Genomic DNA, 20,148 nt, shown 5'->3' with positions numbered 1-20,148 from the left:
TTGCCGTCAACGTCAACAGCCCATTCGCTTCTTCAGTCCATCCACGAAGCGTTTCGCCCAAGGAGAAGAGGCAGTGACCTTGGCAGGGTCAACCTTGGCCAATAACTTGAAGGAGTGTTCGCCTTTGCCGTATTCCGCCTTGGTCTTACAGTCACCTGTCGCCTTGGCAAGCGCATCGTAGACCTGGGCCTTACCTACCTTCTCGACCGAATTGTTGGCGATGAGTAGCGGCTTTTCCCTAAAGCCTTGCCCGAAAAAGGCTTTGAGTGTTTGCGGGTCGGCAAGGAACCAGCTTTCCATGCACTGCACCATCAGATGGCAATCGGCGTCTGGCGACTTGCCAGGCCTGTCCCACAGGTCACGCTTTTTCAGGTGATTCCACGGTAGCCATTTGTCAGTGCGGTCTTGAGGACTCTCATCCTCAGGCGCAATCGGCGCTTCGCTGTCCACCAACAACATTGCGTCCTCGCCATTCTTTACTGCCGTGCATTACGACTCGTAGGCGTCCCGGCGGCTGCCACAGGCGACTACCCGCGGACGAGCGGTGATTCCTGCGCGGGTGATGAACGTCGTGAAACCTTCACGGCAGGCAGTTCTGAGCGCTGTCGTGTCACCTCCCCCTTCCACATAAAGCTTTACCATCGAGTCCCCCCGATTTCACCGCGTGTCCAGAGCTGGCCGAGACGATATTTTTCGAGCCATGGTTTGAGCTTTTCAGCATCGAGCCGGGTGAGCGTCGTGCTACCGGCGGTCTTTTCCGCCACTAGCACGACTTCCGGGCGATCCGTCAGCGCGTCGACCAGCACGTCCGAATGCGTGGTGACGACAAGCTGAGTGCGCTCCGAGGCTTCCTTCAGAAGGTCAGCCAGAGCAGGGAGTACGTCGGGGTGTAGACCAAGCTCTGGCTCTTCGATGCACACTAGAGGTGGCGGGTTCGGGTGACAGAGGATGGCCAGGAGACACAGGTACCGCAACGTGCCATCCGATAGACGTGTCGCGGGGACCGTAAAGCGACCTTCGTGGAAGAAGACCTGAACAGTCCCGCCCTCGATCTGTACGTCGTAATCATCAATGCCTTCGTACAAGGCACGCAACGCTTCCAATAGACGCCGCTTGACAGCGGGCTCACGACGGAGACGATTGAGTACCAACCCCAAGTTGCTGGCATCCGGTTCGAGCAAATCGTTTGGCAAATCCGCCTTCTGCGGTAGACGCGGCGTCGTGTAGCGGCCGAAGCTCCACTCGCGGTAGAGGCGGATCTTGGAAAAGGCGTTGCCGAGGTAGGTGAGCTCGGGGTACTGGTCCGGGTCTTTCCGTTGAGCCAATATGGATGCAGCGGATTCGATTTCCTCATGCAGCAAACGCCGCTCTTTACCCTTGACATTTAGGACACCGCGGCCGTGCTCGAAGCGATAAAAGAGATGCGGCTTGTGGTGACCGGCATCTGGACGCTCGTTCTCGATGCGCTCGTCCAATATCTCGAAACGTTGAGCCACTTCCGTGAAGCTCAGCACATAGCGCAGATCCGCTTGGCCTATGGGATTGTCGAGCACGGCGTCAATCGTTGCGGTCGGCGTCTTCGATGCTCCCTTCCACAACCAATCGTGCACCCCCCCACCGTCACGAATGGGAGTCAGCAAGTCCTTCGGCGCGGATCGTATGAGTTCGATCGCTTCAATCAGGTTCGACTTACCCGAGCCATTCGGGCCGATCACCACGTTGAGCGGCAGCAGTTCCACCGCTCGGGTCGAATCGCCGAAACTCAGGAAGTTCTCTAGCTTGATGGATTTGAGCAGCATGATCACGCCCTTCTCTATTCGATGACGAGCCGCAACTCGCCAGCGTCTTCGCTCACATCGCACTCGATTTAACCGATTCACAGCAGCACGTGGCTGGGTTCGGTCATTGCGTCGAGGACAAATCGGATGGCTTCTCGTCATGCCACCAACGTGTAGCCGCGGTCACTTTCACGAAGGTAGGTTTCGACAGTGGCCGACCGCCCCTCGACTCATCTTGTTACGACTTCTTAGGCCAAGACTACGTGCGTATGCCCGATGGTGCGCCGTTTGGCCTTCCTAACCACGATGTCCACATCGCGCCCCAGCCGATTCAGACACTCGATCATCTTTGCCTGGCTGATACCTCGGAACTTGCCGCGCAGCATTTCCGACAGCTTGGGTTGCGGCATCCCGAGCAACTCAGCCGCCCGCTGCTGCGTGAGATGCCGGCTCTTGATAATTTCACCAATCTCGTGCGCCAGCCCCGCTTTGACGAGCATCTCTTCAGCCGCCGGGTAGCCCAAGTCCGCATACGGATTGTCGCTGCCTTGCTCCATGGCTATGCCGTCGACGATCGCTATCCTGCTCATCTCCTACTCCTGTTCCAACGCAGCCACCGCTTTCAATCGCTGCTCGATCAACTACACGTCCGGCTTCGGCTTGGTAATCCCGCTCGTCGACTTACGTCCCTTTTTGCTGAGCCCACCCAGTACGCGGGTTTGATCGTTGCAGACATCGAATTATACCCAAATATAGATAAATCTGCCGTAGAGCATGGCTGCGTCTGGGCCTTGCTAGGGCCGTGTCCAGGTAGTTAGCTCACGCCGCCCGCGAGCCGAACCGCGGCACGGCCTCCCCACATTCAAGCAGCGGTAATGATCAGCCTGCCGACTTCGACAGCGATTTTGACGCGTTGCCCGGGGCGGAACCCGGCATGCTCGATCCATCGACCGGCAAGCTTCAGCCAGGGATAAAACACGGGCGCCGGGTATCGGTACGGAGGTTTGTTCCACGACGATTGGTAACGCCTCGACTCCTGAACGGTGACAAAACGTTCCGAGACGAGACTACGTGACTTATGATTGGCCTCAGCCATGATCTGCTCTCCTGTGAAGAGTGGGTTGTGGTTAGCGGGTCGTGAGTGCTGCTAACACTCTCGGCCCGCGCTTCGCTTACCGCTTACCTTCTTTACCTCCTGCTGCGTACGTACGAGTTCGTTGCTTGCTCGTTGATCGCGTGACTCTTGAAAATGAGCGCGTCCAGTAGCTCGCGCACGATCTGCTGCTCGTGCTCCGGCATACGCGAAATCGTTTCGAAGTGGTAGCGCAACGTGTCATCGGGACGGCGTTCGTCGCGATCAAACATGAGCGCATCAGCGCTGACACCCAGCGCAATTGCTAACCTCCGAATTACGGCAAAGGGAGGTTGCGACGCCCCCTTCTCGTATCGATAAATCTGCACGACGGTAACGCCGATCAGGTCGGCCAGGGCCTGTTGCGATAGTCCGCGTGCTTTACGTAGCCGAAATAAGCGCTGTGAAAATTCCATGCTCGAATACCTAAATCGTTCAAGGCAGTTCGCCATTGCGGGCTTGCTCCGAATTGCTTAAGACTATCACCATGTGTATCTCAAAAACATATGGCGGAACGTAGCCGAATGGCTAACGAGCCGATGCATCACGCCTCCTTCACCTTCGGCTCCAGGAAACGACTTCCGTTGGTCTGATTTTTTGCCGAAAAGGGCCGCTGCAGCCGGCCCCGCGTCAAGAATCATCGCCGGACTAATGCAACCGAGACCCATTCGCCGTTGCCGGTCCTCGTACGAACGATCCGTTTGGCGCGCCCTCGTCGGCGCGAGCAGACGGGAGGCAAACGCTTTCAAACATCGACTTATGCGTGAAGAAACAGACCAACAACAGAACGATCTTCTCAACGGAAACGAGCGTGACTTCGTCAAAGCTGTCCGAGACAGCATCGTCAACGCGAATCCAGCCCATTTCCCACGCGTTCCTCTCGCAGCAATTTGCGCGCGAAGCTCTTCCGATCGAATCCTTACTTCATGCCTAACATGCAAATAACGCAAATTTTTCGACTACAGCAAGCCATGCTCCCTTCACAGCAAGAGCATCTCGTCTACCTCTGGAAGGTCGCAAAACTGCTCGAGCCGTTCGGCTTCCCCATTCAAAACTGGCATCCGCCCGCAGCAACTGCGAAGAAGTCCCTCGAGACCCTCGCCTTCGACCACAACGGCCCGACACCTGCTGCCGTCGAGAGGCTTCGAGCTGGAGATAAGAGAGAGAAGACAACCGACTATCGAATCACTTCGGTCTGGAACGGCAAACAGAAGGAGGGAGGCAGCGCCTTCTCCGTCTCGTTGTCCGTTGATCCCGGCAACCCGACTTGTGTGCTCGGCCTCCAATTCGACGCTGCCGAGGCACTTCTAAACACGACCAACATGCAGCGACTCGTGCTCGGCTTGCTTGGAATATGGCCGAATGCATCTGTCATCGAAGTTGGGCCGCTGATGTACTACACCACGCGGGCCGTATTTCCCAAGAGGCCGGGAGCGGGATGGATGCTCTACCTTGCAAAGCCGATCACTGCACGGGAGTTGCCAGAAGCGGCCGAGCTTGTCGCTGTCATGGAAGGCGACGGACAGAAAGGCACCATCATCGTTAGCGTCGCCGACGAGGTTTTCTCCGTCGACAATCCCGAGCACGTGAAGATCGCGAACGCGATCGAAGTGCGTTTGGCCGATCAGGACCTCTTGCCTCAGTAACGAGCTGAGCAAGCAACATCAAGAATCGAATCAGGGCTCGCCGTTCGGCGCCATCGGCGGCGCCACGGCGTCATGATTGAAATAAATCACAGAACGCACCTCGAGCTATTTTCGAGAGAACTGCTTTCGATCGAATCGTCACTCCACTCGTGACATAGACATGCAGGTAACCCTGATTTTTCGACTACAACAAGCTGCGCTCCCGTCGCAGGTGGAGCATCTTCGCTATCTTTGGAAGATCGCCAAACTGCTTGAGCCGTTCGGATTTCCCATGCAAGAGTGGTATCCGCCCGCGGCGACACCGAAGAAGTCCCTCGCGACTCCAGCCTTCGACCGCGATGGTCCAACGCCTGCTGCCGTCGAAATGCTCCGAGCGGAAGACAGAAAAGACCGGACAACCGACTATCGAATCACTTCCGTCTGGAACGGTAAACAGAAAGCCGGGGGAAGCGCGTTCTACGTCTCGTTCTCCACCGACGGCAACTTCCCCATCTGTGTTTTCAAACTTCAATTCCAAAATCCTGAGACGCTCGACAATGCGAAGAAGGCGCAACAACTCATAATTGGCTTGCTCGACGTATGGCCCGCTGCCTCTGAGATTGAAGTTGGACCTCTGATGTATTACACGACGCGTAAGGTCTTCCGCAACAAGCCGGGTGCTGGATGGATGCTGTACCTTGCAAAGATCGTCACAGCGGAGCAGTTGCCGGAAGCGGCCGAATTGTTGCCGGTCATGGAAGGCGATAAACAGAGAGGCACCATCATTGTCAGCATCGCCAACGAGGTCTTCTCCGCCGACAATCCCGAGCACGTGAAGATCGCTAACGCGATCGAAGTGCGGTTGGCCGACCAAGACCTCTTGTGCCGATAGCAAGACCCATCGCCTGCTATCGCCCGGGGGCATCGCCAAAAACGGGCTGAACCTCCGGGCGATCCACGATTCTCGTTCGAGGAATATCAGCCGTGCGGCGGCACAGCTTTGGGATCCATCCACATCACTTCCCAAATATGGCCATCCGGATCCTCGAAGCTGCGGCCATACATGAAGCCGAGGTCCTGCACAGGCGTAGGGTCTGCCTTGCCGCCGGCACCAATCGCCTTATCGACCATGCTGGACACCTCCTCCCGATTATCCGCTGACAGGCACAGCAGCACTTGAGCAAGCGCCCGACGATCCCGTCGGTCACTACGTCTGGAATCTTGCTGCCGCTACCACCCCACCGCCTTACGAATCATCTGCGCCGCGGCCACGAGCACGAACAAAAGCACGATGATACGAAACGCGTGCGGCGGCAGCTTGTCGCGCAGCGGGCGCGCAAGCACGATTCCGGCGATCACGGGCACACTCGCCGCGGCTGAAATCAGCAGATCGAAGCCGCTCGCCTGTGCGCCGCCCCTGAATGCAATCAGCAGCGTGATGACCGATACGACCAGGATCACCGCCATCTGCTTCGTAAATGCTTTGCCACGCGCACCCGAGGCGATCAGATAGATGGCGAGCAACGGCCCGGGAATCGACGCGATGCTTTCCATCATCGCAGCCCCGAAGCCGAGCACGAACCCAACGGGTTTAACCCAACGCGGCGCCAGCGAAAATCGCGGCGAAATGAGCAGCAGCATGGCCGCGAAAGCCAAAAGCGCGCCTGCCACGATCTGCGCATGGTGGGGCTCGAGCGATATCAGCACCGAGACACCGACGAGATTGCCGAGCACCGTACCCACGAGTGGGGCCGCGATATGGCGCACGGTTGGCAACAGCTCGCCTCCCTCGAGCGCTTGCGGAATGTTGCCGAGAATCACCGGCATCGAGAGCAGCAGCACCGCCTGCTTGATCGGCATGAACTGGCTCAGGATCGGCATGGCGATGATCGGTACGCCGATGCTGACGATGCCTTTCACGATCCCGCCGAGTACGAGCGCCGCTGCGATGCCGAGCAGCGTACGCACATCGAGCGTCTGCAGCGTCGGCAACAGCAGGCCCGCATGAGCGTGGAAATGGGACAGCTCGTTCATCGTTGGTTTGTTGTCGTGCTTATTGTGGTGGGGGTGTAATCGAATGCTGTCAAACGCGTGCCGGCGCGAGCGAGATTCCGAAATCGCGGCGAGCAACGATACGCCCCTACTCGCCACAGGATCGCCAAGTTTAACCAATGCAGATACGTCGCAGGTGCGTAGACGGCCTGGATCGTGCCGGCTTCTGTTGGCCTGGTTTTTTGCTGAAAACAGTCGCTGCACGCGGCAAGGCGGCTCGGCATCAGCCGGCAATCGCGTTACAGGAAGATGGCTAACTGAGGACTGACCTAGTCCGTCAACAAATCCGACGCCAAGTGTCCAGCAACCGGACGCTTTCCTTTTTGGGCACCCCGTCATTCCCTTATCCGGCCATGCCATCGCACATGGCATCGGCCTTGCAATTCACTCGCCGTCTTCTGACAGGAGTGAACCATGTATCGGACATCCCCGCTCGACACTGAACGCGCAATGCGGCCTGCAACGCACGCCGTGCGTGTTGCAGTTCGCATATTGCTGATCGCGCTAAGCCCTTGGACCAGCGCATGCGTTGCGCAGACGTCGCAGGGACCGGCCGCACCGGATATGTCGCCTCCGGCGGCTGCTCCATTGAGGCCTCCCGGTCGTGGACCGCTGTCTGTTCCGCCGCCGCCTCCGCGCGCATGGGCGCAACCTGCAATCCAGCAGTCCCCTGTGGCGCAAGGCACCGTCAGCCGGTTTGTTATCAACCCCGAGGGCGATGTCGACGGCTTCATCCTGAGTGACGGGTCGCTCGTGCATTTCCCGCCGCATCTCGGTACGCAGTTGGTCGCTGCCGTAAGGCCAGGAGACGCCGTTCAAATTGCAGGGTTCATGGACGGCAGCGGCGACGTCAAGGCACGGCAAATCGTCAACCAGCGCACCGGCCAGCAGCTCTTCGACCAGCCTCCGCCACGCGACGTGCCGCGTCCACCGCCCGCGCTTCGCGGCGCCGGGCTCGTGCGCCTCAGCGCCGAGGGAGAGGTCATGCGCGTGACAACCGCCCGTCGCGGAGAACCCGACGGGGTCGTGCTGCGCAACGGCACCGTCATCAAGCTCACGCCTGGCACGGCGCAGCAGTTCGTGAGCTTGCTGCGCCCAGGCGCGTCCGTCGCCGCCACCGGCTACGGCACCCGCAACCAGTACGGCGAAGCCCTGCAGGCCACCGCCTTTGGCACTCCCGGCAACCTCACCCGGCTCTACAGCAACTTTCCCAACTGAAGGAGAAACACCATGCACTGGATTGACCCCGCATGCCTGCCCGAAACGAAGGGCGCCGTCACGCAATTCCTGCTCGACCCGCACGGCGATCCCGATGGCTTCATCCTCGAGGGGAAACGGCAGGTCTACTGCCCCCCGCACCTTGGCGCACGCATCGCGCAACGCGTAGCGCCCGGCGACATCGTCATCGTGCGAGGCATCAAGCCACGCGCGGCGGACATCATCGCGGCAGTTTCGATTACTCCCCAAGACGGCGAGGCCATCGTCGACGATGGCCCCCCTCGCGATGACGACGAGCATGGAAGACCCGAAGCCGAACCGCATGCGACGGAAGTAGCGGGAACCGTCGTCCTGTCGCTCTATGGCCCGAAGGGCGAGTTGCGTGGCGCATTGCTCGATGACGGCACGTCGCTGCGAATGCCCCATCACACCGCCGAAGAACTGCGGACGTATCTCACACCCGGCGCACGCGTCCAGGCGTGGGGTGACCTGGTCGAAACTGGCTACGGCCGCACGCTCGAGGTGAGCGAGATCGCGGAACAGGCGGATATCGACACTGATGCTGGGACAGGCGCATAAAACAGCGGGTGGGTCACGCCCGGTATCACGTGCGCTTGGGCACACCGGCAACCCACTCCACTTCAGCGAAGCTTTGCGCAACCTTGGTCGGCATGACTTCATCCTCGCTTGGCGCCTCCGGCTTAAGGCACAATGCCCGCTCTCCCTCGTCAGCGGAAGCGCAGCACATGAGCGATTCGGATACCGCAAATGAAACCATCGGCGGCAACGCATACGCGGAGTTTGCGGAGCGCTATGCCGCGATCGCGCCGACGAAACCACATAACGCCCTTTACGAGCGTCCTGCGACGATGTCGCTTCTAGGGGACGTCAGCGGCTTGCATATACTCGACGCCGGATGTGGGCCAGGCATCTGCAGTGAACATCTCGCTCGTGGTGGGGCGTCCGTGCATGCGTTCGATGTCACGCCACAGATGGTGGAGCTCGCTCGTGTTCGATGTGCCGGTCTGCCAGTCGAAGTGGTGACTGGTGATCTCACGGCTCCGCTATCGTGGCTGCCCGATCAGACGTTCGACAAAATACTGTGCTCGCTCGCCCTCGACTACGTGGAAGACCTTGGGCCAACGCTCAGTGAATTCCGCAGGGTGGCGCGCCCCGGAGCGACGCTGGTGTTTTCGATGGCGCATCCGATGCGGGACTGGACGGACGAGCGAACTCGTGGGGACGGGGCGTACTTCGATACGAGTCGATTTGGGTTTTACTGGTCGGGATTCGGTGAGCCGAAGCCATACGTGCAGGCTTATCGGCGGCCGCTCTCGGATATCTTGAACGCGTTGGTCGACGGTGGGTGGCGACTCGATCGATTCGTCGAGCCACTGCCGCTGCCGGAGATGAAGGCAGTCTCCGAATGGCTTTATCGGGAGTTGTCCCGGGCGCCAGCTTTCATTTGCGTGCGCGCGCGGTGCTAGCGGTATTCATGAACTACCAGCAATTCGGAGGATGTTGATGGCAACGCACGCGCCTTACTCGGTCGTATTGACGTACGACGACGATCAACAAAAATTCAATGCTCAGACAGTCGACCCAGCAAAGCTAGCACCGTTACTGGCCGGCAGGCTCGAAATGCCGATCCTGCTTGACGAGTTCAACTATCGGATTGACGATGAGTTTGCTCGCCGGCTCGGCGTTGCAATGCTCAATCTGATCGCCTTGGGGAAGCCTGAACTGAAGCAGTACATAAGCGTCACACCAGGGCCGATTTCTCGACCGGGAGACAATGTCTAGCCAAGTCGAATCGCCGCTTCTGTGGGCGGCGGCAACTATGGACGGAAGCATGAGATCCAGAAAAGGCATTCGCCGCCTAAACGACTTCGATCAGTAGGATACCGGCTCAACGAGACTCGGCTCCCCGAATTCGATCAGCGATGCATTGGATTCCTGGAAATAGCCTTGCCAGAACGCCTTGAGGTCCCGCAACGTCTTCGCATCCCTATAGCCGTTGCGCTCCGCAAGCGTCCCGGTCTTAGCGGGCGGCATCATGGCGCCTCCCAGCACATACACTTTTGCGCCGGCAAGATCCGCAAGCATCTGGCTGGACCGCGCCTTACTGAGCTCGGTTGCCGGATTGATATCGCGCACAGTGTTATGCGAATAGAACGACGCGACACTCGAGTACTCCAGCCCGTCAGTCACAACAAACAGCACCTTGCTTCGCGCGGAATCAGCACGCATCGCCTGCCCGACGGTCTGAAGCGCCGCCATGATCTCCGAATGGTCGAAAGACGAAGTTGCGGTCCCCAGTACCTGCTTCGCAGTTGTCGCCGCCATTCGCCGGGCGTACGTCCGTTGCTGACCGAAGCACGCCCGAATCTGCGGCGCCTTAGCGATAGGAATATCGCTATAGGCGTTTTCGGGAAGTGGAGATTCGACGACGCCCGTATGAACAACCTGAAGGTATCTCCCCTGCGAGAAGGCCGAAAACTCGGCAATGACGAACTTCGACCCTGGCTGTATCAGGCGGTCGATGTTGTCGATGACGGACTGCTGCAGGGTCGCGTCCAGCTCAACCGTTTGGTCGATGAGAATGTAGACGAGCCGATCCGGGGGCTGGGGAACGGCCGTGAGATGAAAAGCGCCATAGCAACTCGGCACGTCGTTGACGAGGCCTGCATGAGCGAGCGTGAGCGCTTGAATGGCGACGAGCGCAGCAGACGCCGCCATCCTTCTGATGAGTTTCATAGATTCGTATCGAATGTTTTCACCCTGCACTATCATCGCCACGATGATAGGTGCGTCGCCGTGCGAAGGGCGACCGGATCAGTCTTCGAGCAGGTCACCATATTTTTCAGTGGCTTTTGCCAATTCTTTCTGCCGCTTGATCTCCTCCGCAAGCAGCTGGAAATTCGCCTCGCTGAGGGTTCCTTGCTGCTTGGCCAGGAATTCGGTCTTTGCCTGCTTGTCCGGCAACTTGAGGAAGTCTCTTGCGAGTTCGTCGATAGCAGGGGTATCTACAACCGGCGAGGATGCGTTGCCCGCAGCGACCGTGTGAGATGACGCACCAGCCGCCGCCACGGGCGCCATAACAGATGCAGCGCCGACCGGATTCAAAGACGCATCATGCGTGCGTTCACGTAGTCGAATGCGATCTTTCTTTACGTGCGCCTCCTCGCATTTCTGGACGAGGATCGTCTGCTCCTCCGACGAGAAGTTGTAGTTCTTTAGCGCAAGCTCCCATTGCAACTCGCGATCGTCGTCAGTCTTCCCCGTCGAGATCTCGGCCGCCGCTCGGGTAATGAGATTATCGCGAGCGCTCGCCTCGCGGGCTTCGCCGGACTTCAGGAAGTCCTCGAATCTACCGGTGCCAATGCGATGGCTTTTCTTCTTACGGGCGTCGCGCAGCTGCGTTAGGAAGCTCTCAGCCCGCGCGATCTTCGGCATCAAAAACTTGGCGCGAAATGTGTCGAAAGAAGGTTGATTGCGGGTGAAGCTATACGCCGCTTCACCTTGGCCGCTGAAAGTGCTCTTGAACGCAACGATGAAGGCCGTGAATTGGGTGACAAGGTAGATCAGCGCCAACATGATCGACGCCGTCATTCCTTGCGTCTTGTAATCACCACCGAGACTTTCCGCAACCGTCCTTCGCGTCTGCTGCTGAGCGGCGACAACGTCCGGCGGCAACGACGAGGAACTGGCCGTGTCGAACGGGCTTGAACCACTGCCTGAGTCCGCGACACCGTTTGCTTCCATCGACACAATCTGCTTTGTCGCTTCGCTTTCCACTCCAGCGACACGGTGCACAAAGATCACGACCATGATCGTTACGACAACGCCGGTCACGATCGCCAGTAAGACTGGCCCCCAAGCGCCCGGATCATCGACGCGGTTTGCGAACCGGCGCGGTAAAGGATTTTGCTTTACCGTTCCCGTGTTCGGATCGATATAGAACGCGTCTTGATCTTGATCGTCGCCAAGGTCGATTGGCAACCCCAGACCCTCGGAGCCCGCCCTCTTTCGATAGTGAAAGAATTTTGCAGCTTCCGCACCCGCGACGTGGGTCATGATGGCAAGAACGATCGCCACTGCCAGCGCGAGGACGGCTGCCGCCATATCTGCGCGGGCGGGCGTAATGTCATTCGATAGCCAAGGTGCGAGCACATAACCCGTTCCCACAGACTCGGCCAAGATCAGGACGAACAGGCCCACGCGTGCAAGCATCGACGGTGGATGAACATCGTTTTGCTGGGTAATCTTCAGGTAGCTCTTGGCGCGATTGAATTGTTCGGCCGTTACCTCTGCATTGCTCGACCCCGCGATCACCGCCTTGAAGGTCTGACAGAGCGTACCTTCCGCGTGGACCAGTCCGTTCTCATCAACGACTGAGTCACCGCTCTCCTTCGAAAGGCGTTGAAATTCACCGCTGTGATCGTTACCGGGAACCCAAGGACGCTTATATGCGAAAGACGTGAAACGAAAATTGTCTGCCCGAAGCCAGAAATAGAAGCTTCCCAGCACGAGGCTCGCCAGGACGGAGATGAGGACCGGCAGCGATGTGAGAATGGAAATGATGGAGTGCACGATGGCTTATCCCTTCGAAGTGAACGCGCCGGCGGCTTGATACTCCTTGCCGTCCGATGGATAGACGATGATGCCGTCCGCCTTGGCGGACTTAACGGGTACGCGGAGATCGATGCACTGCGCGCCCCCATGCAGGAAGACTCGATACAGAGTGGCACTGCTGCCCCGATAAACGTTGACCGGCGCATCGGCAAAGCGAGCGATGGGCTCATGCGAATAGCCTTGATCGTCACGGCGGAAGATTTCCGCTGTAACAGGGGGAATAGGTGCTGCGCCATCGCGCGGCACATAGACGTGCATCAGCGCGATCCCTGCGGCGCCTTGGTCACCGAACCACGGCTGACCATAGAGGCCCGGCAATGCGTCGTCAACTTTCAACGTTTGGTTCGTCGCCAAGTTCCGAATCGACGTACTGACATGCGGATGATCGAGCAGGCATGAGCCGATGGTGACCGGCGTGTCTGCGTTGGCAGGGCGGATGAAGTTGAAGAATGACGAATTCTCGCGCGCGGCACCCAAGTCCACGCGGTAACCCGCGTCATTCATTGGCTTTCCGTCGAAGCCGAAGGTCGAAATTGCGGGAGCAGTTGAAGAGGCAGCGGCCACGGGCGCGCTGCTCGAACGCGCGTCGACCGTGCTTGGGGGCAGCTTCGATTTCGCCTTCTTGCGGGCCGGGTGCGTTGTTGTTGCCGCATGGGTCGAATCGAGCGCGGCTGCAGGCGCGGTGTGCGACGCCTCGCCGATCTGCTCGTCCAATGCTCCGGCTGAAACGTGCGGACGATCTGCGGCCTGCTGCGCCACCGTGAAATTCGCCGGGTTCGCTGCGCGATTGGCTGCATAACGTGCCAAGTAGTCGAGGTTCGGCATGTCGACGACCTCGACGCGATTATTGTCGCTGTGGCCGTTCTGGGTGCCATTGGGAACGATAGGCAATGCGTCGCCCGCCCCCTGGTATTCGATGTTCGCTGCCGGGACGCCGCGTGCCGCAAATACCTGGGCGACTGCTCGAGCACGAGCCTCGGATAGCGCTGCCAGTTCGGCTCCGGACGCGTCGTCACGTTCGTCCGTATGTCCAACGATCAGCAAGTGGCGTTGTGCGAACTGCGCCTTTTGCGCAGGCGTCGCCTGAGGGCCTAACGCCGCCGGGCTGTATTGGTCGGCAATGTGCGCTAAATACTCGCGCGAGCGAGGCGTCAAGGTTGCGGTGCCGGGAAGGAATTCGTCGTCCTGACTTCCCATTTGGACATCAAGGCCGACAGTATCGTTTGCGCTGCTGCCTGCTTGCGGGGAGATGCCGAGGCCGCTAGCCGTGACCGGCGCACTTGCCAGTTTCATGTTGTACTGCTGCGCAACTCGGTAGAGGTTGCATCTGCGCTGATCCATGGCATGGCCAATCAGACCGCCTACCAAAGCCCCAGCCGCCGCGCCGGCGAGCGTTTGACCCGTGTTCTTGCCGAGGTAATGGCCTGCTATTGCACCGATGCCGGCGCCGACCAGCACGCCGATATTGCGGTCATTGCTCGAGCAAGGATCCGGACTGTCAAAGATGCTTTGGAACGTGGTCTTCACCGCGGGAGCGAATTCGGGTTGGCCGCTCTGGGGGTTGATTGCACAACCCGCCAGCACGGATGTCGAGACCCCGAGCGCAATCAGCTTCTTCCGCGGTGCATTGGCTGCTCTTCTTAGCTTCATTTGCTGTCCTGATGACACGTTATGTTTTTGTAAACATCTTTACCTTGCCTTCCGGCTCGGAATGCGTTCGTGTCCGTCACTAACCGATGCATTGGCCCATTGCATCAGTGTGGAAACGCTAATCGTTTAATATCGGCAGATCGCCTGAAAGCTTTAGTGGTACGGCTGTTTGGCTCGCCCCTCGACGACTCCCCGGCCTCCATCGCGGTGGCCCCGCTCGTCCGAGTCTTCGCCATCAGTCGTGGCGAACGCAAAGGCGGATGCGCCAGACGGCATTAATTCGAATCCGGTTGGGCGGAGGAGGATCGAACAGTCCCGCTTAGGCTTATGTGGCAAGGCAAAGGCTTTCCATCCTTTCGATAATGCCCCCACTGAGGGACATAGGACAGGCACGCTTCAATGTGTGATCGAACTATCTTCGCTGGCCGTCACCGCCGCCATCGCTGATGCCAATGAGGGTGCTAACCATACTTCCGGTCATCGGATCAGGACTTCGGAATCCACCAGGAGTACCCGAGCGATCCTAGCACCAAAATCCAAACTATTCCGAAGAACCAAAACGCAGAGGCATGCCAGCGTGCACGTGTCAGCAGAGCCACGTGCCATCCCATCAACGGCTTCCCGTTGCCGTCCGCAAACTCTTTCGCGAATCTCTTGCTTGCCCTAAACAGTGCATCGTCTCCAGGCATGTGATTGCACGAGCACATGTCCTTAATTGCCTCGTACTCGAGCCTTAAATCGTCCACCTCCCCATCCGTGACGGATTTTCCGGTATCGATCTGCGCAAGAATCTGCGCAAGTTTCAGCTGGAAGGCAGTCAAGAGTTCCGCATTGTGATGCAGAGCCTCAGCTTTCGCACCATAACCTGACCCGGACTCCAAGAGGCTGATTGCTAACAGAAAAATTCCGAATGTGACAGCGAGTGAAGACAGGTAGTTATCTAGTGCTGTACCTGGCGTCGGAGAATAGGTCTTCTGTGCGAATGCCACAGCAATGCTCAGGGCCGAAAGTGCAGCAAGGCTCAAAGTTGAGAACCACTCGCGCTGCTTCAAGCGGCGCGCTGCGTTGTACCGCGCGCCAGCCGTTCGCCAAGCGATTGTCCGCAGATCCATCAGAAATGTCTTCATGGATTGATTTCAATTCGACTAAGGGGGTGCGGACGATGCCTCATGGATCAGTCATATCCACTTCCCGAGCAGAGGCGTATTACGTCTCCCTCAAGAAGGTTTCGCCGCCAGCAGCGGCGACCCACGCTTTCGCGGAGTAGGGGGCACTTCCGCCCGCAAGATCGAGGTCTCGCGAGGTATCGCTTTCGCGATAGGCATCGCCCGCCGACGAATATTACCCGACTCACCCGTAAACGACACCCTCGTCCGCATGCATGGCCGCAAGAATGTGATGCAGATACTTCTCGTACCGATCCTTGATTTCTGCATCGGTCAGCGCCTCTTCCGGGTCCACGCGCCCCCGCTCAGTCAGCAACGCGAGCATTTCGATTCGATTCGTGATTTTGTCGTAGTTCCGCACATACCCGCCCTGCGGATTGAACTTCATCTCGTAGTATGCGCGCCGCAGCTTTCTTAGTTCTGGAGGAGCTTTATGCCCGAAGTCCGGCATCCTCTTGAACATCCCTTCAATCGCGACGTCCAGTCGATGCAATAACGACAGATCGCTGATCTGATTGAAGTAGGCGATCCAGCCGTAGCGCTTCTTCTGAGATATGGCTCCGGTTATGCGTTCGTTTAGCTCGTGAAGGAAGATATCCTTGAGTCGATCTTCGTCAAGGTACTTGAACTTGGCCAACCTGCGAATCTTGTTGTGCGTGTAGTCACTGAACTTCGCCACGATTGACTGCAAGAACCGCTCGATCGTCGAGTCTCTCACCGATATCATTGGCCAATGAAAGGTGTACCCAAGATATCCGAAAGGTGCCGACAGGGGCTCGATGAGGGTCTTGCCGGACCCCACGGGATGCAGCGACAAGCCTCTCGGTATAAGGCGCGAGCGCAACGAGCGAAAACCTGACTTCACTGCGGCCTCTGCGCCATACATCAGCACGTCATCGACATATCTGTAATAGGTGACGTCAAGCTTCGCCATGGCTTCGTCCACATCTTGCATGTAGATGGACGCCAGGATGTTTGATATCGCCAGTCCCTGTGGTACCCCGTTCCTAGGCCTGAAGTCCTTGTGACGAGAGCGGTGAGTGTTCCTGGGAACTGTCGGAGTCGATATGGCGTGCGTAACCAGCTTGACTGCGCAAATGCACTTCACTCTTTTGGAGAGTACCTTCAGCAGCCTATCCTGCTTGATCGAGTCGTAAAACGTCCTGATATCAGTGCTGCAAATCCATGTGTCGGTTGGAGATTGCTCTTTTAGATCTTTCGCAATCGCCCGAACATACGTACCCGCGACGTTCTTTGGCACTCTCTCGGGGTACAGGGCAGCAAGGTACTTGTTTAGCTGATGCAGTACTACGCGATCGCGTACTGTAGGTATGCCAATGAGGCGGGGCGGCTTGTCCCGGGTCTTCGTCCTAAGCACTTCGAGAAACGGCGAGAACCGAAACTGCCCGCTCAGGATCTTCGCCGACGCAACGGTGAGATCGTGCGCCGCACTCGTTCTGAACTGGAACCCGTTGAGGCGATCAACGCCTTTCCCGGTTGTGCTCGCAAACTCGTCGTTGAAAGTCTCCCGGAGTGCGTCTGGACCAAAAAGGCCATTGAAAAGCACTTCTTCGTTAACTGGTACTGCCATTGGTGCAACAGGCGACGCTCCCTCAATAGAACTCGGTGTCTTCCCCACGTCTTGCTCCATGCCTTCAGCCACAATGTGCCGCCCAGGGTTGCACGCGCGGTCGAATATTCTTTAACTTGCTCCGCAGGGACGGTCCTGGGTATCCCGAATTGTACCGCTTCGTAGCTGCACACCATTTGACGGCCAGCATGACTATCACCGCGAGAGTCAGACGGCTTAACGAATTCGCGTTTAAAGACCTGCGGGGGACCTTCCTGCAGACAGCTTCACGGCCGCTGAAGGGTGGACACCAAAGCAACCTCATCGTTCAGTGATTGCCGCTGTCTTGTGAGCGCTGGGCCCGGCCCAATTCTCCCATTTGTTAGAAGTGATTTCGACTAGAACGCTTGCGGCGACATCTCGGTCGCCCGCGAGGCCGCTCTCGCCGACTATTAGCGATGCGACCTGAGGAGCCAACGTCTTAAACAACAGATAGTCAGCGTGCGTTGCGCTATCCCACGCGAGGGGGCGGTTGTCGCGGATCGCTTGCCGCAATTGCTGGTATACCTGACGAAAGTGTCCGAGCACTGCGATGTCGTCGGGCTTCAAACGTTGTTCGCACGCCAACCGTACGAAAGTGGTTTCTAGCTTCGCTTCTGCCTCACACGCGCGAACGAGAAGCGCCCAGCGCGAAGCTCCCTCAAGCGACTTCGCACCGACATCTCGAACGTAGTAGTTCCAGAGTTTCCATATTGCGAAAAATTCGCCGTATAGTGCATGAAAGTCGCGCGCAGTAGCTAGATCATTCTCCTTTTGCTTCTGCCGCAAATTCCAAGCGACGGTTAGACGCTGCCCAACGAACCAAGCGAGGGCCAGCAGAACCACTGAAGATGTCAGTTTAGGAATTTCGATGATTGTATATTCAAGCAGTGTGGTCATCGGCGCGCTCGCTTCGGCACTAGGTGAGTGAATGTCGATTGCTGCTCGATTTACTATTGATCACCGATTCTATTAGCAGTCGCAGTGCGAGGCGCACCGGCTCCGAAGAGGCGGCCCGCCGCGCCCACATATCTATTTCTTCTTCGGCTTGCTCGGCGTCGCGCCCTTGCGCTGAGCGAGATCCGACGCGGCGACCTCCTTCTCCCTCTTGGTCGACTTCGGATCCCGCAATTGCTTGCCCGCGTCAGATGCCGCCTTCTTTCCAGTTGCCATGGTCACCTCGCGTCTTGGTTGAACCCTCAATATCCGGGCAAAATAATCCTACGAACGTCGCTGGCAAATTTCAAGGCTCTGTGCTGCTTTGAAGGGTTGGCGACAAGATTGCGCAACTTCCGCAGGAGCGTGCACGGTCGAGCGTCAGGAGCGCTCAATAGGCGACGTGGCTTGCGCGGGGCAATCGGCCTTGCGTTAGTCAGTGGACGCGGCCAGCCGCCAGGGCAGCAGAGTTTCGTAATCGCCGGCACTCTCGGCGCAGAGGAGGATCGGTCACAGGGTCTCTGCAGATGACCGCACTTCAATGTGTCATCGAACTCTGCCGCTCAGTGCCTCGACCAGTTCCTCTTAAATCAATTACTCTTGCCGCAGCGGCGGCCGTAGTCGACATCGGACACGGGAGCTCGGTTCGGCTATGATGCACCAACCGAAACTGATGGCTTAGCGTGGAGGATAATTGGCGACGCGTTTGCGTGGTGTAAACACCCCCCGTGCTCTGGAATCCGACGTAGTGACGCGATTTTCTACAAAGCTCGACCGGCATTTCCGCACGCTTTATGCGGGGCAGCAGCAGGCCCGTGATGCGCTTTGTGCGACCGCGCTCGGCGGCCAGGACAAGGCGTTGGCCGACTATATCGTTGCACGACGTGGCCGCTACTGTCTAATTGAATTCAAGGCTAGCGAAGCCGCATTCCGGTCCGAAGCGCGAAAGGAACTGCGCCTTGCACTTTGCAAAACAATTTCTCAACAGAAAAATCCCCTGCGCTGGGCCCGATCCGCACACTTTATAGGCTGGGGAACGACGATCACGCAGTCACTTGCGGGGATCGGTATGGCGGATGTCGAATCAATCGCATTAGCAAGTTATCCCGGCGCTGTCTGCCCGCTACTGGGTGTCCCCATCCAGGCGCCGGAGAACCGTGTGGATGCAGATCATTTCATCGAAATGTTTCTCGAAAGCAAGCTGCTCGGTTCAAGCGCTGCCAGATTTGAGAAGTATTTGGCCTTGCTTTTCATGCTTGCCGGCTCGTGCTCGGCTGACGCACTTAAATCGATCGAAGGCTCTGTCTATGTCTACGTCCCAAGCGAAGACTTTCGTCTCCCGGAGCTTCATTCGGTACGGTTCCGCGGCCTGGAACAACTCTTCCTGCTTACTGTGGGCAGGGAAATGCGAGCACGGGCCATGGAAAAGCACGGCCCCGAAATAGAACGAGACCGCCCCATGGGGCGGCACGGTGGCATGCGTCTCTGATGTCTTACGGCGGCGACCTTGTCACGCGGTTGTACAGCTGCTCGAGTCTCTGCCGGTCCTTCGCGGAACCTTGCTGAAACATCTTCTCGAGTGCAGCGCCGTAGTACATCAACGTAGCGCTACGTTCAGCCGTCGGCTCTGTATGACGTGCCGCTTCATCGTTGACTCCCTTTCTGTAGGCCAAGTAAGAGCAAGCGAGGCAGACAATGAACACTAGTAGAAAATATGCGATGGAGATCGCTCGACTGAAAGAAATGGTTCGCTTCAGCGCTGCGGTCACTTCCCAAGCATGCTCCGTCGCGTGTCCGAGAGACGACACCATGTCATTTGCCGCGGCGGCCACCGCAGATGTTGCGGAAGAAGCGGCAGTTAGACCAACTGAATTTGCAACCTCTTCCGCTTTGCCCCAAGCATCCTCGGCCCGGCGGACGTGGGATTGAATTAGCAAGGCTGTTTGGGTCATTGACTCCGTACTCTCTCGCAAAGCCGCGCATTCGTCCCTTACCTTCGGCAAATCATCGGTGATAGCCTCAACCTGCTCTTGCAGCGCTTCAGTGTTTTGGCGATACCAATCGTAGAGTTTTTTCCAATCGGCAGGCGTACTTCCACCGTCACTCATTCAATCTCCCTTGAAGACCTGGCGTCTAGTATTGTAACGAACGACGACTTCTCCAAACCGTAAGCGTTGCCTCACCACCGTCTGTTCATAGGCTCGCGGAGTCGGCAATCTGATTCCCACCAGATCTGAACTGAACCCCTGAAGTTGGACGGTGGGTGAACGAATCTCACGCGAATCGAAGTCGGTACTCGACGGGGCTCAGCCCCTTGAGTTTGAGTTTGATCCGCTCATGATTGTAG

22 protein-coding genes and 1 pseudogene are annotated in these 20,148 nt (G+C 58.0%); 7 read left to right on the top strand and 16 right to left on the bottom strand.

Annotated elements, in window-relative coordinates:
- Positions 1–12 precede the first annotated feature (12 nt).
- The 5 genes from C9I57_RS28610 to C9I57_RS28590 all read right to left on the bottom strand — a co-directional run bounded on the left by C9I57_RS28610 (position 13) and on the right by C9I57_RS28590 (position 3,326).
- On the bottom strand, positions 13–459 hold the full coding sequence (locus C9I57_RS28610; RefSeq protein WP_219909914.1) for a DUF4276 family protein: 447 nt from the start codon (positions 457–459) through the stop codon (positions 13–15).
- 176 nt (positions 460–635) lie between these two features.
- On the bottom strand, positions 636–1,799 hold the full coding sequence (locus C9I57_RS28605) for an AAA family ATPase (RefSeq protein WP_107153976.1): 1,164 nt from the start codon (positions 1,797–1,799) through the stop codon (positions 636–638).
- Between the two features lie 227 nt (positions 1,800–2,026).
- A complete protein-coding gene (locus tag C9I57_RS28600; RefSeq protein ID WP_107153923.1) occupies positions 2,027–2,368 on the bottom strand; it encodes a helix-turn-helix domain-containing protein in 342 nt (113 codons plus the stop codon).
- Positions 2,369–2,640: 272 nt separating this feature from the next.
- Entirely contained in the window at positions 2,641–2,874 is a 234-nt protein-coding gene (locus C9I57_RS28595; RefSeq protein ID WP_107153922.1) for a SymE family type I addiction module toxin, read from the bottom strand.
- A 92-nt stretch (positions 2,875–2,966) separates the two neighbouring features.
- A complete protein-coding gene (locus tag C9I57_RS28590) occupies positions 2,967–3,326 on the bottom strand; it encodes a helix-turn-helix domain-containing protein (RefSeq protein WP_107153921.1) in 360 nt (119 codons plus the stop codon).
- 474 nt (positions 3,327–3,800) lie between these two features.
- On the opposite strand from C9I57_RS28590, the gene C9I57_RS28580 reads away from it, so the two are divergent.
- Together C9I57_RS28580 and C9I57_RS28575 are read left to right on the top strand one after the other, a co-directional pair.
- Positions 3,801–4,556, top strand: a complete 756-nt coding sequence (locus tag C9I57_RS28580; RefSeq protein WP_258187877.1) for an immunity 52 family protein — start codon at positions 3,801–3,803, stop codon at positions 4,554–4,556.
- A gap of 160 nt (positions 4,557–4,716) precedes the next feature.
- Entirely contained in the window at positions 4,717–5,427 is a 711-nt protein-coding gene (locus C9I57_RS28575) for an Imm52 family immunity protein (protein WP_107153918.1), read from the top strand.
- A gap of 86 nt (positions 5,428–5,513) precedes the next feature.
- Here C9I57_RS28575 and C9I57_RS28570 read toward each other — a convergent pair.
- Together C9I57_RS28570 and C9I57_RS28565 are read right to left on the bottom strand one after the other, a co-directional pair.
- Positions 5,514–5,732: pseudogene (locus C9I57_RS28570) on the bottom strand (VOC family protein); the annotation flags it as partial.
- Between the two features lie 33 nt (positions 5,733–5,765).
- A complete protein-coding gene (locus C9I57_RS28565; protein WP_258187876.1) occupies positions 5,766–6,569 on the bottom strand; it encodes a sulfite exporter TauE/SafE family protein in 804 nt (267 codons plus the stop codon).
- Between the two features lie 690 nt (positions 6,570–7,259).
- Between C9I57_RS28565 and C9I57_RS28560 the strand changes: the two genes are divergently transcribed.
- The 4 genes from C9I57_RS28560 to C9I57_RS28545 all read left to right on the top strand — a co-directional run bounded on the left by C9I57_RS28560 (position 7,260) and on the right by C9I57_RS28545 (position 9,608).
- Positions 7,260–7,805 carry a hypothetical protein gene (locus tag C9I57_RS28560; RefSeq protein WP_107153916.1) on the top strand — a complete coding sequence of 182 codons (546 nt, stop codon included), beginning with the start codon at positions 7,260–7,262 and terminating at the stop codon, positions 7,803–7,805.
- 12 nt (positions 7,806–7,817) lie between these two features.
- Complete coding sequence (locus C9I57_RS28555) at positions 7,818–8,384, top strand: hypothetical protein (protein WP_107153915.1); 567 nt, start codon at positions 7,818–7,820, stop codon at positions 8,382–8,384.
- A 167-nt stretch (positions 8,385–8,551) separates the two neighbouring features.
- Positions 8,552–9,292 carry a class I SAM-dependent methyltransferase gene (locus C9I57_RS28550; RefSeq protein WP_107153914.1) on the top strand — a complete coding sequence of 247 codons (741 nt, stop codon included), beginning with the start codon at positions 8,552–8,554 and terminating at the stop codon, positions 9,290–9,292.
- A 37-nt stretch (positions 9,293–9,329) separates the two neighbouring features.
- Positions 9,330–9,608 (top strand): hypothetical protein, encoded by a 279-nt coding sequence (locus C9I57_RS28545; RefSeq protein WP_107153975.1) that lies wholly within the window; start codon positions 9,330–9,332, stop codon positions 9,606–9,608.
- Between the two features lie 90 nt (positions 9,609–9,698).
- Here C9I57_RS28545 and C9I57_RS28540 read toward each other — a convergent pair whose 3' ends face one another.
- From C9I57_RS28540 to C9I57_RS32915, 7 genes are all read right to left on the bottom strand, one after another.
- Entirely contained in the window at positions 9,699–10,562 is an 864-nt protein-coding gene (locus tag C9I57_RS28540) for a hypothetical protein (RefSeq protein WP_258187875.1), read from the bottom strand.
- Between the two features lie 78 nt (positions 10,563–10,640).
- Entirely contained in the window at positions 10,641–12,398 is a 1,758-nt protein-coding gene (locus C9I57_RS28535) for a hypothetical protein (protein WP_107153912.1), read from the bottom strand.
- Between the two features lie 6 nt (positions 12,399–12,404).
- Entirely contained in the window at positions 12,405–14,108 is a 1,704-nt protein-coding gene (locus C9I57_RS28530; protein WP_146166286.1) for an OmpA family protein, read from the bottom strand.
- 467 nt (positions 14,109–14,575) lie between these two features.
- A complete protein-coding gene (locus C9I57_RS28525; RefSeq protein ID WP_107153910.1) occupies positions 14,576–15,217 on the bottom strand; it encodes an SLATT domain-containing protein in 642 nt (213 codons plus the stop codon).
- A gap of 223 nt (positions 15,218–15,440) precedes the next feature.
- A complete protein-coding gene (locus C9I57_RS28520) occupies positions 15,441–16,907 on the bottom strand; it encodes an RNA-directed DNA polymerase (RefSeq protein WP_258187874.1) in 1,467 nt (488 codons plus the stop codon).
- A gap of 240 nt (positions 16,908–17,147) precedes the next feature.
- A complete protein-coding gene (locus C9I57_RS28515) occupies positions 17,148–17,765 on the bottom strand; it encodes a hypothetical protein (protein WP_107153908.1) in 618 nt (205 codons plus the stop codon).
- Positions 17,766–17,897: 132 nt separating this feature from the next.
- Positions 17,898–18,038 carry a hypothetical protein gene (locus C9I57_RS32915; RefSeq protein ID WP_181321985.1) on the bottom strand — a complete coding sequence of 47 codons (141 nt, stop codon included), beginning with the start codon at positions 18,036–18,038 and terminating at the stop codon, positions 17,898–17,900.
- Between the two features lie 457 nt (positions 18,039–18,495).
- Between C9I57_RS32915 and C9I57_RS28510 the strand changes: the two genes are divergently transcribed.
- On the top strand, positions 18,496–19,290 hold the full coding sequence (locus tag C9I57_RS28510) for a hypothetical protein (protein ID WP_146166285.1): 795 nt from the start codon (positions 18,496–18,498) through the stop codon (positions 19,288–19,290).
- 4 nt (positions 19,291–19,294) lie between these two features.
- Here C9I57_RS28510 and C9I57_RS28505 read toward each other — a convergent pair whose 3' ends face one another.
- Both C9I57_RS28505 and C9I57_RS33715 read right to left on the bottom strand, forming a co-directional pair.
- On the bottom strand, positions 19,295–19,909 hold the full coding sequence (locus C9I57_RS28505; RefSeq protein ID WP_107153906.1) for a hypothetical protein: 615 nt from the start codon (positions 19,907–19,909) through the stop codon (positions 19,295–19,297).
- Between the two features lie 166 nt (positions 19,910–20,075).
- Positions 20,076–20,148, bottom strand: a 73-nt coding sequence (locus tag C9I57_RS33715; protein WP_146166288.1) for an IS3 family transposase, incomplete at its 5' end; no start/stop codon positions are given.

It is taken from the genome of Trinickia symbiotica, from assembly GCF_003028655.1.
GTDB lineage: Bacteria > Pseudomonadota > Gammaproteobacteria > Burkholderiales > Burkholderiaceae > Trinickia > Trinickia symbiotica_A.
The sequence above is the reverse complement of the archived record's forward strand: the minus strand, read 5'-3'. Positions and strand labels throughout refer to the sequence as shown.

What these genes read in the sequence shown, in the direction of transcription:
- C9I57_RS28610 (WP_219909914.1), bottom strand. Translation starts at nt 459, where the DNA reads ATGTTGTTGGTGGACAGCGAAGCGCCGATTGCGCCTGAGGATGAGAGT.
- C9I57_RS28605 (WP_107153976.1), bottom strand. Translation starts at nt 1,799, where the DNA reads ATGCTGCTCAAATCCATCAAGCTAGAGAACTTCCTGAGTTTCGGCGAT.
- C9I57_RS28600 (WP_107153923.1), bottom strand. Translation starts at nt 2,368, where the DNA reads ATGAGCAGGATAGCGATCGTCGACGGCATAGCCATGGAGCAAGGCAGC.
- C9I57_RS28595 (WP_107153922.1), bottom strand. Translation starts at nt 2,874, where the DNA reads ATGGCTGAGGCCAATCATAAGTCACGTAGTCTCGTCTCGGAACGTTTT.
- C9I57_RS28590 (WP_107153921.1), bottom strand. Translation starts at nt 3,326, where the DNA reads ATGGAATTTTCACAGCGCTTATTTCGGCTACGTAAAGCACGCGGACTA.
- C9I57_RS28575 (WP_107153918.1), top strand. Translation starts at nt 4,717, where the DNA reads ATGCAGGTAACCCTGATTTTTCGACTACAACAAGCTGCGCTCCCGTCG.
- C9I57_RS28565 (WP_258187876.1), bottom strand. Translation starts at nt 6,569, where the DNA reads ATGAACGAGCTGTCCCATTTCCACGCTCATGCGGGCCTGCTGTTGCCG.
- C9I57_RS28555 (WP_107153915.1), top strand. Translation starts at nt 7,818, where the DNA reads ATGCACTGGATTGACCCCGCATGCCTGCCCGAAACGAAGGGCGCCGTC.
- C9I57_RS28550 (WP_107153914.1), top strand. Translation starts at nt 8,552, where the DNA reads ATGAGCGATTCGGATACCGCAAATGAAACCATCGGCGGCAACGCATAC.
- C9I57_RS28545 (WP_107153975.1), top strand. Translation starts at nt 9,330, where the DNA reads ATGGCAACGCACGCGCCTTACTCGGTCGTATTGACGTACGACGACGAT.
- C9I57_RS28540 (WP_258187875.1), bottom strand. Translation starts at nt 10,562, where the DNA reads ATGAAACTCATCAGAAGGATGGCGGCGTCTGCTGCGCTCGTCGCCATT.
- C9I57_RS28525 (WP_107153910.1), bottom strand. Translation starts at nt 15,217, where the DNA reads ATGAAGACATTTCTGATGGATCTGCGGACAATCGCTTGGCGAACGGCT.
- C9I57_RS28520 (WP_258187874.1), bottom strand. Translation starts at nt 16,907, where the DNA reads ATGGAGCAAGACGTGGGGAAGACACCGAGTTCTATTGAGGGAGCGTCG.
- C9I57_RS28515 (WP_107153908.1), bottom strand. Translation starts at nt 17,765, where the DNA reads ATGACCACACTGCTTGAATATACAATCATCGAAATTCCTAAACTGACA.
- C9I57_RS32915 (WP_181321985.1), bottom strand. Translation starts at nt 18,038, where the DNA reads ATGGCAACTGGAAAGAAGGCGGCATCTGACGCGGGCAAGCAATTGCGG.
- C9I57_RS28505 (WP_107153906.1), bottom strand. Translation starts at nt 19,909, where the DNA reads ATGAGTGACGGTGGAAGTACGCCTGCCGATTGGAAAAAACTCTACGAT.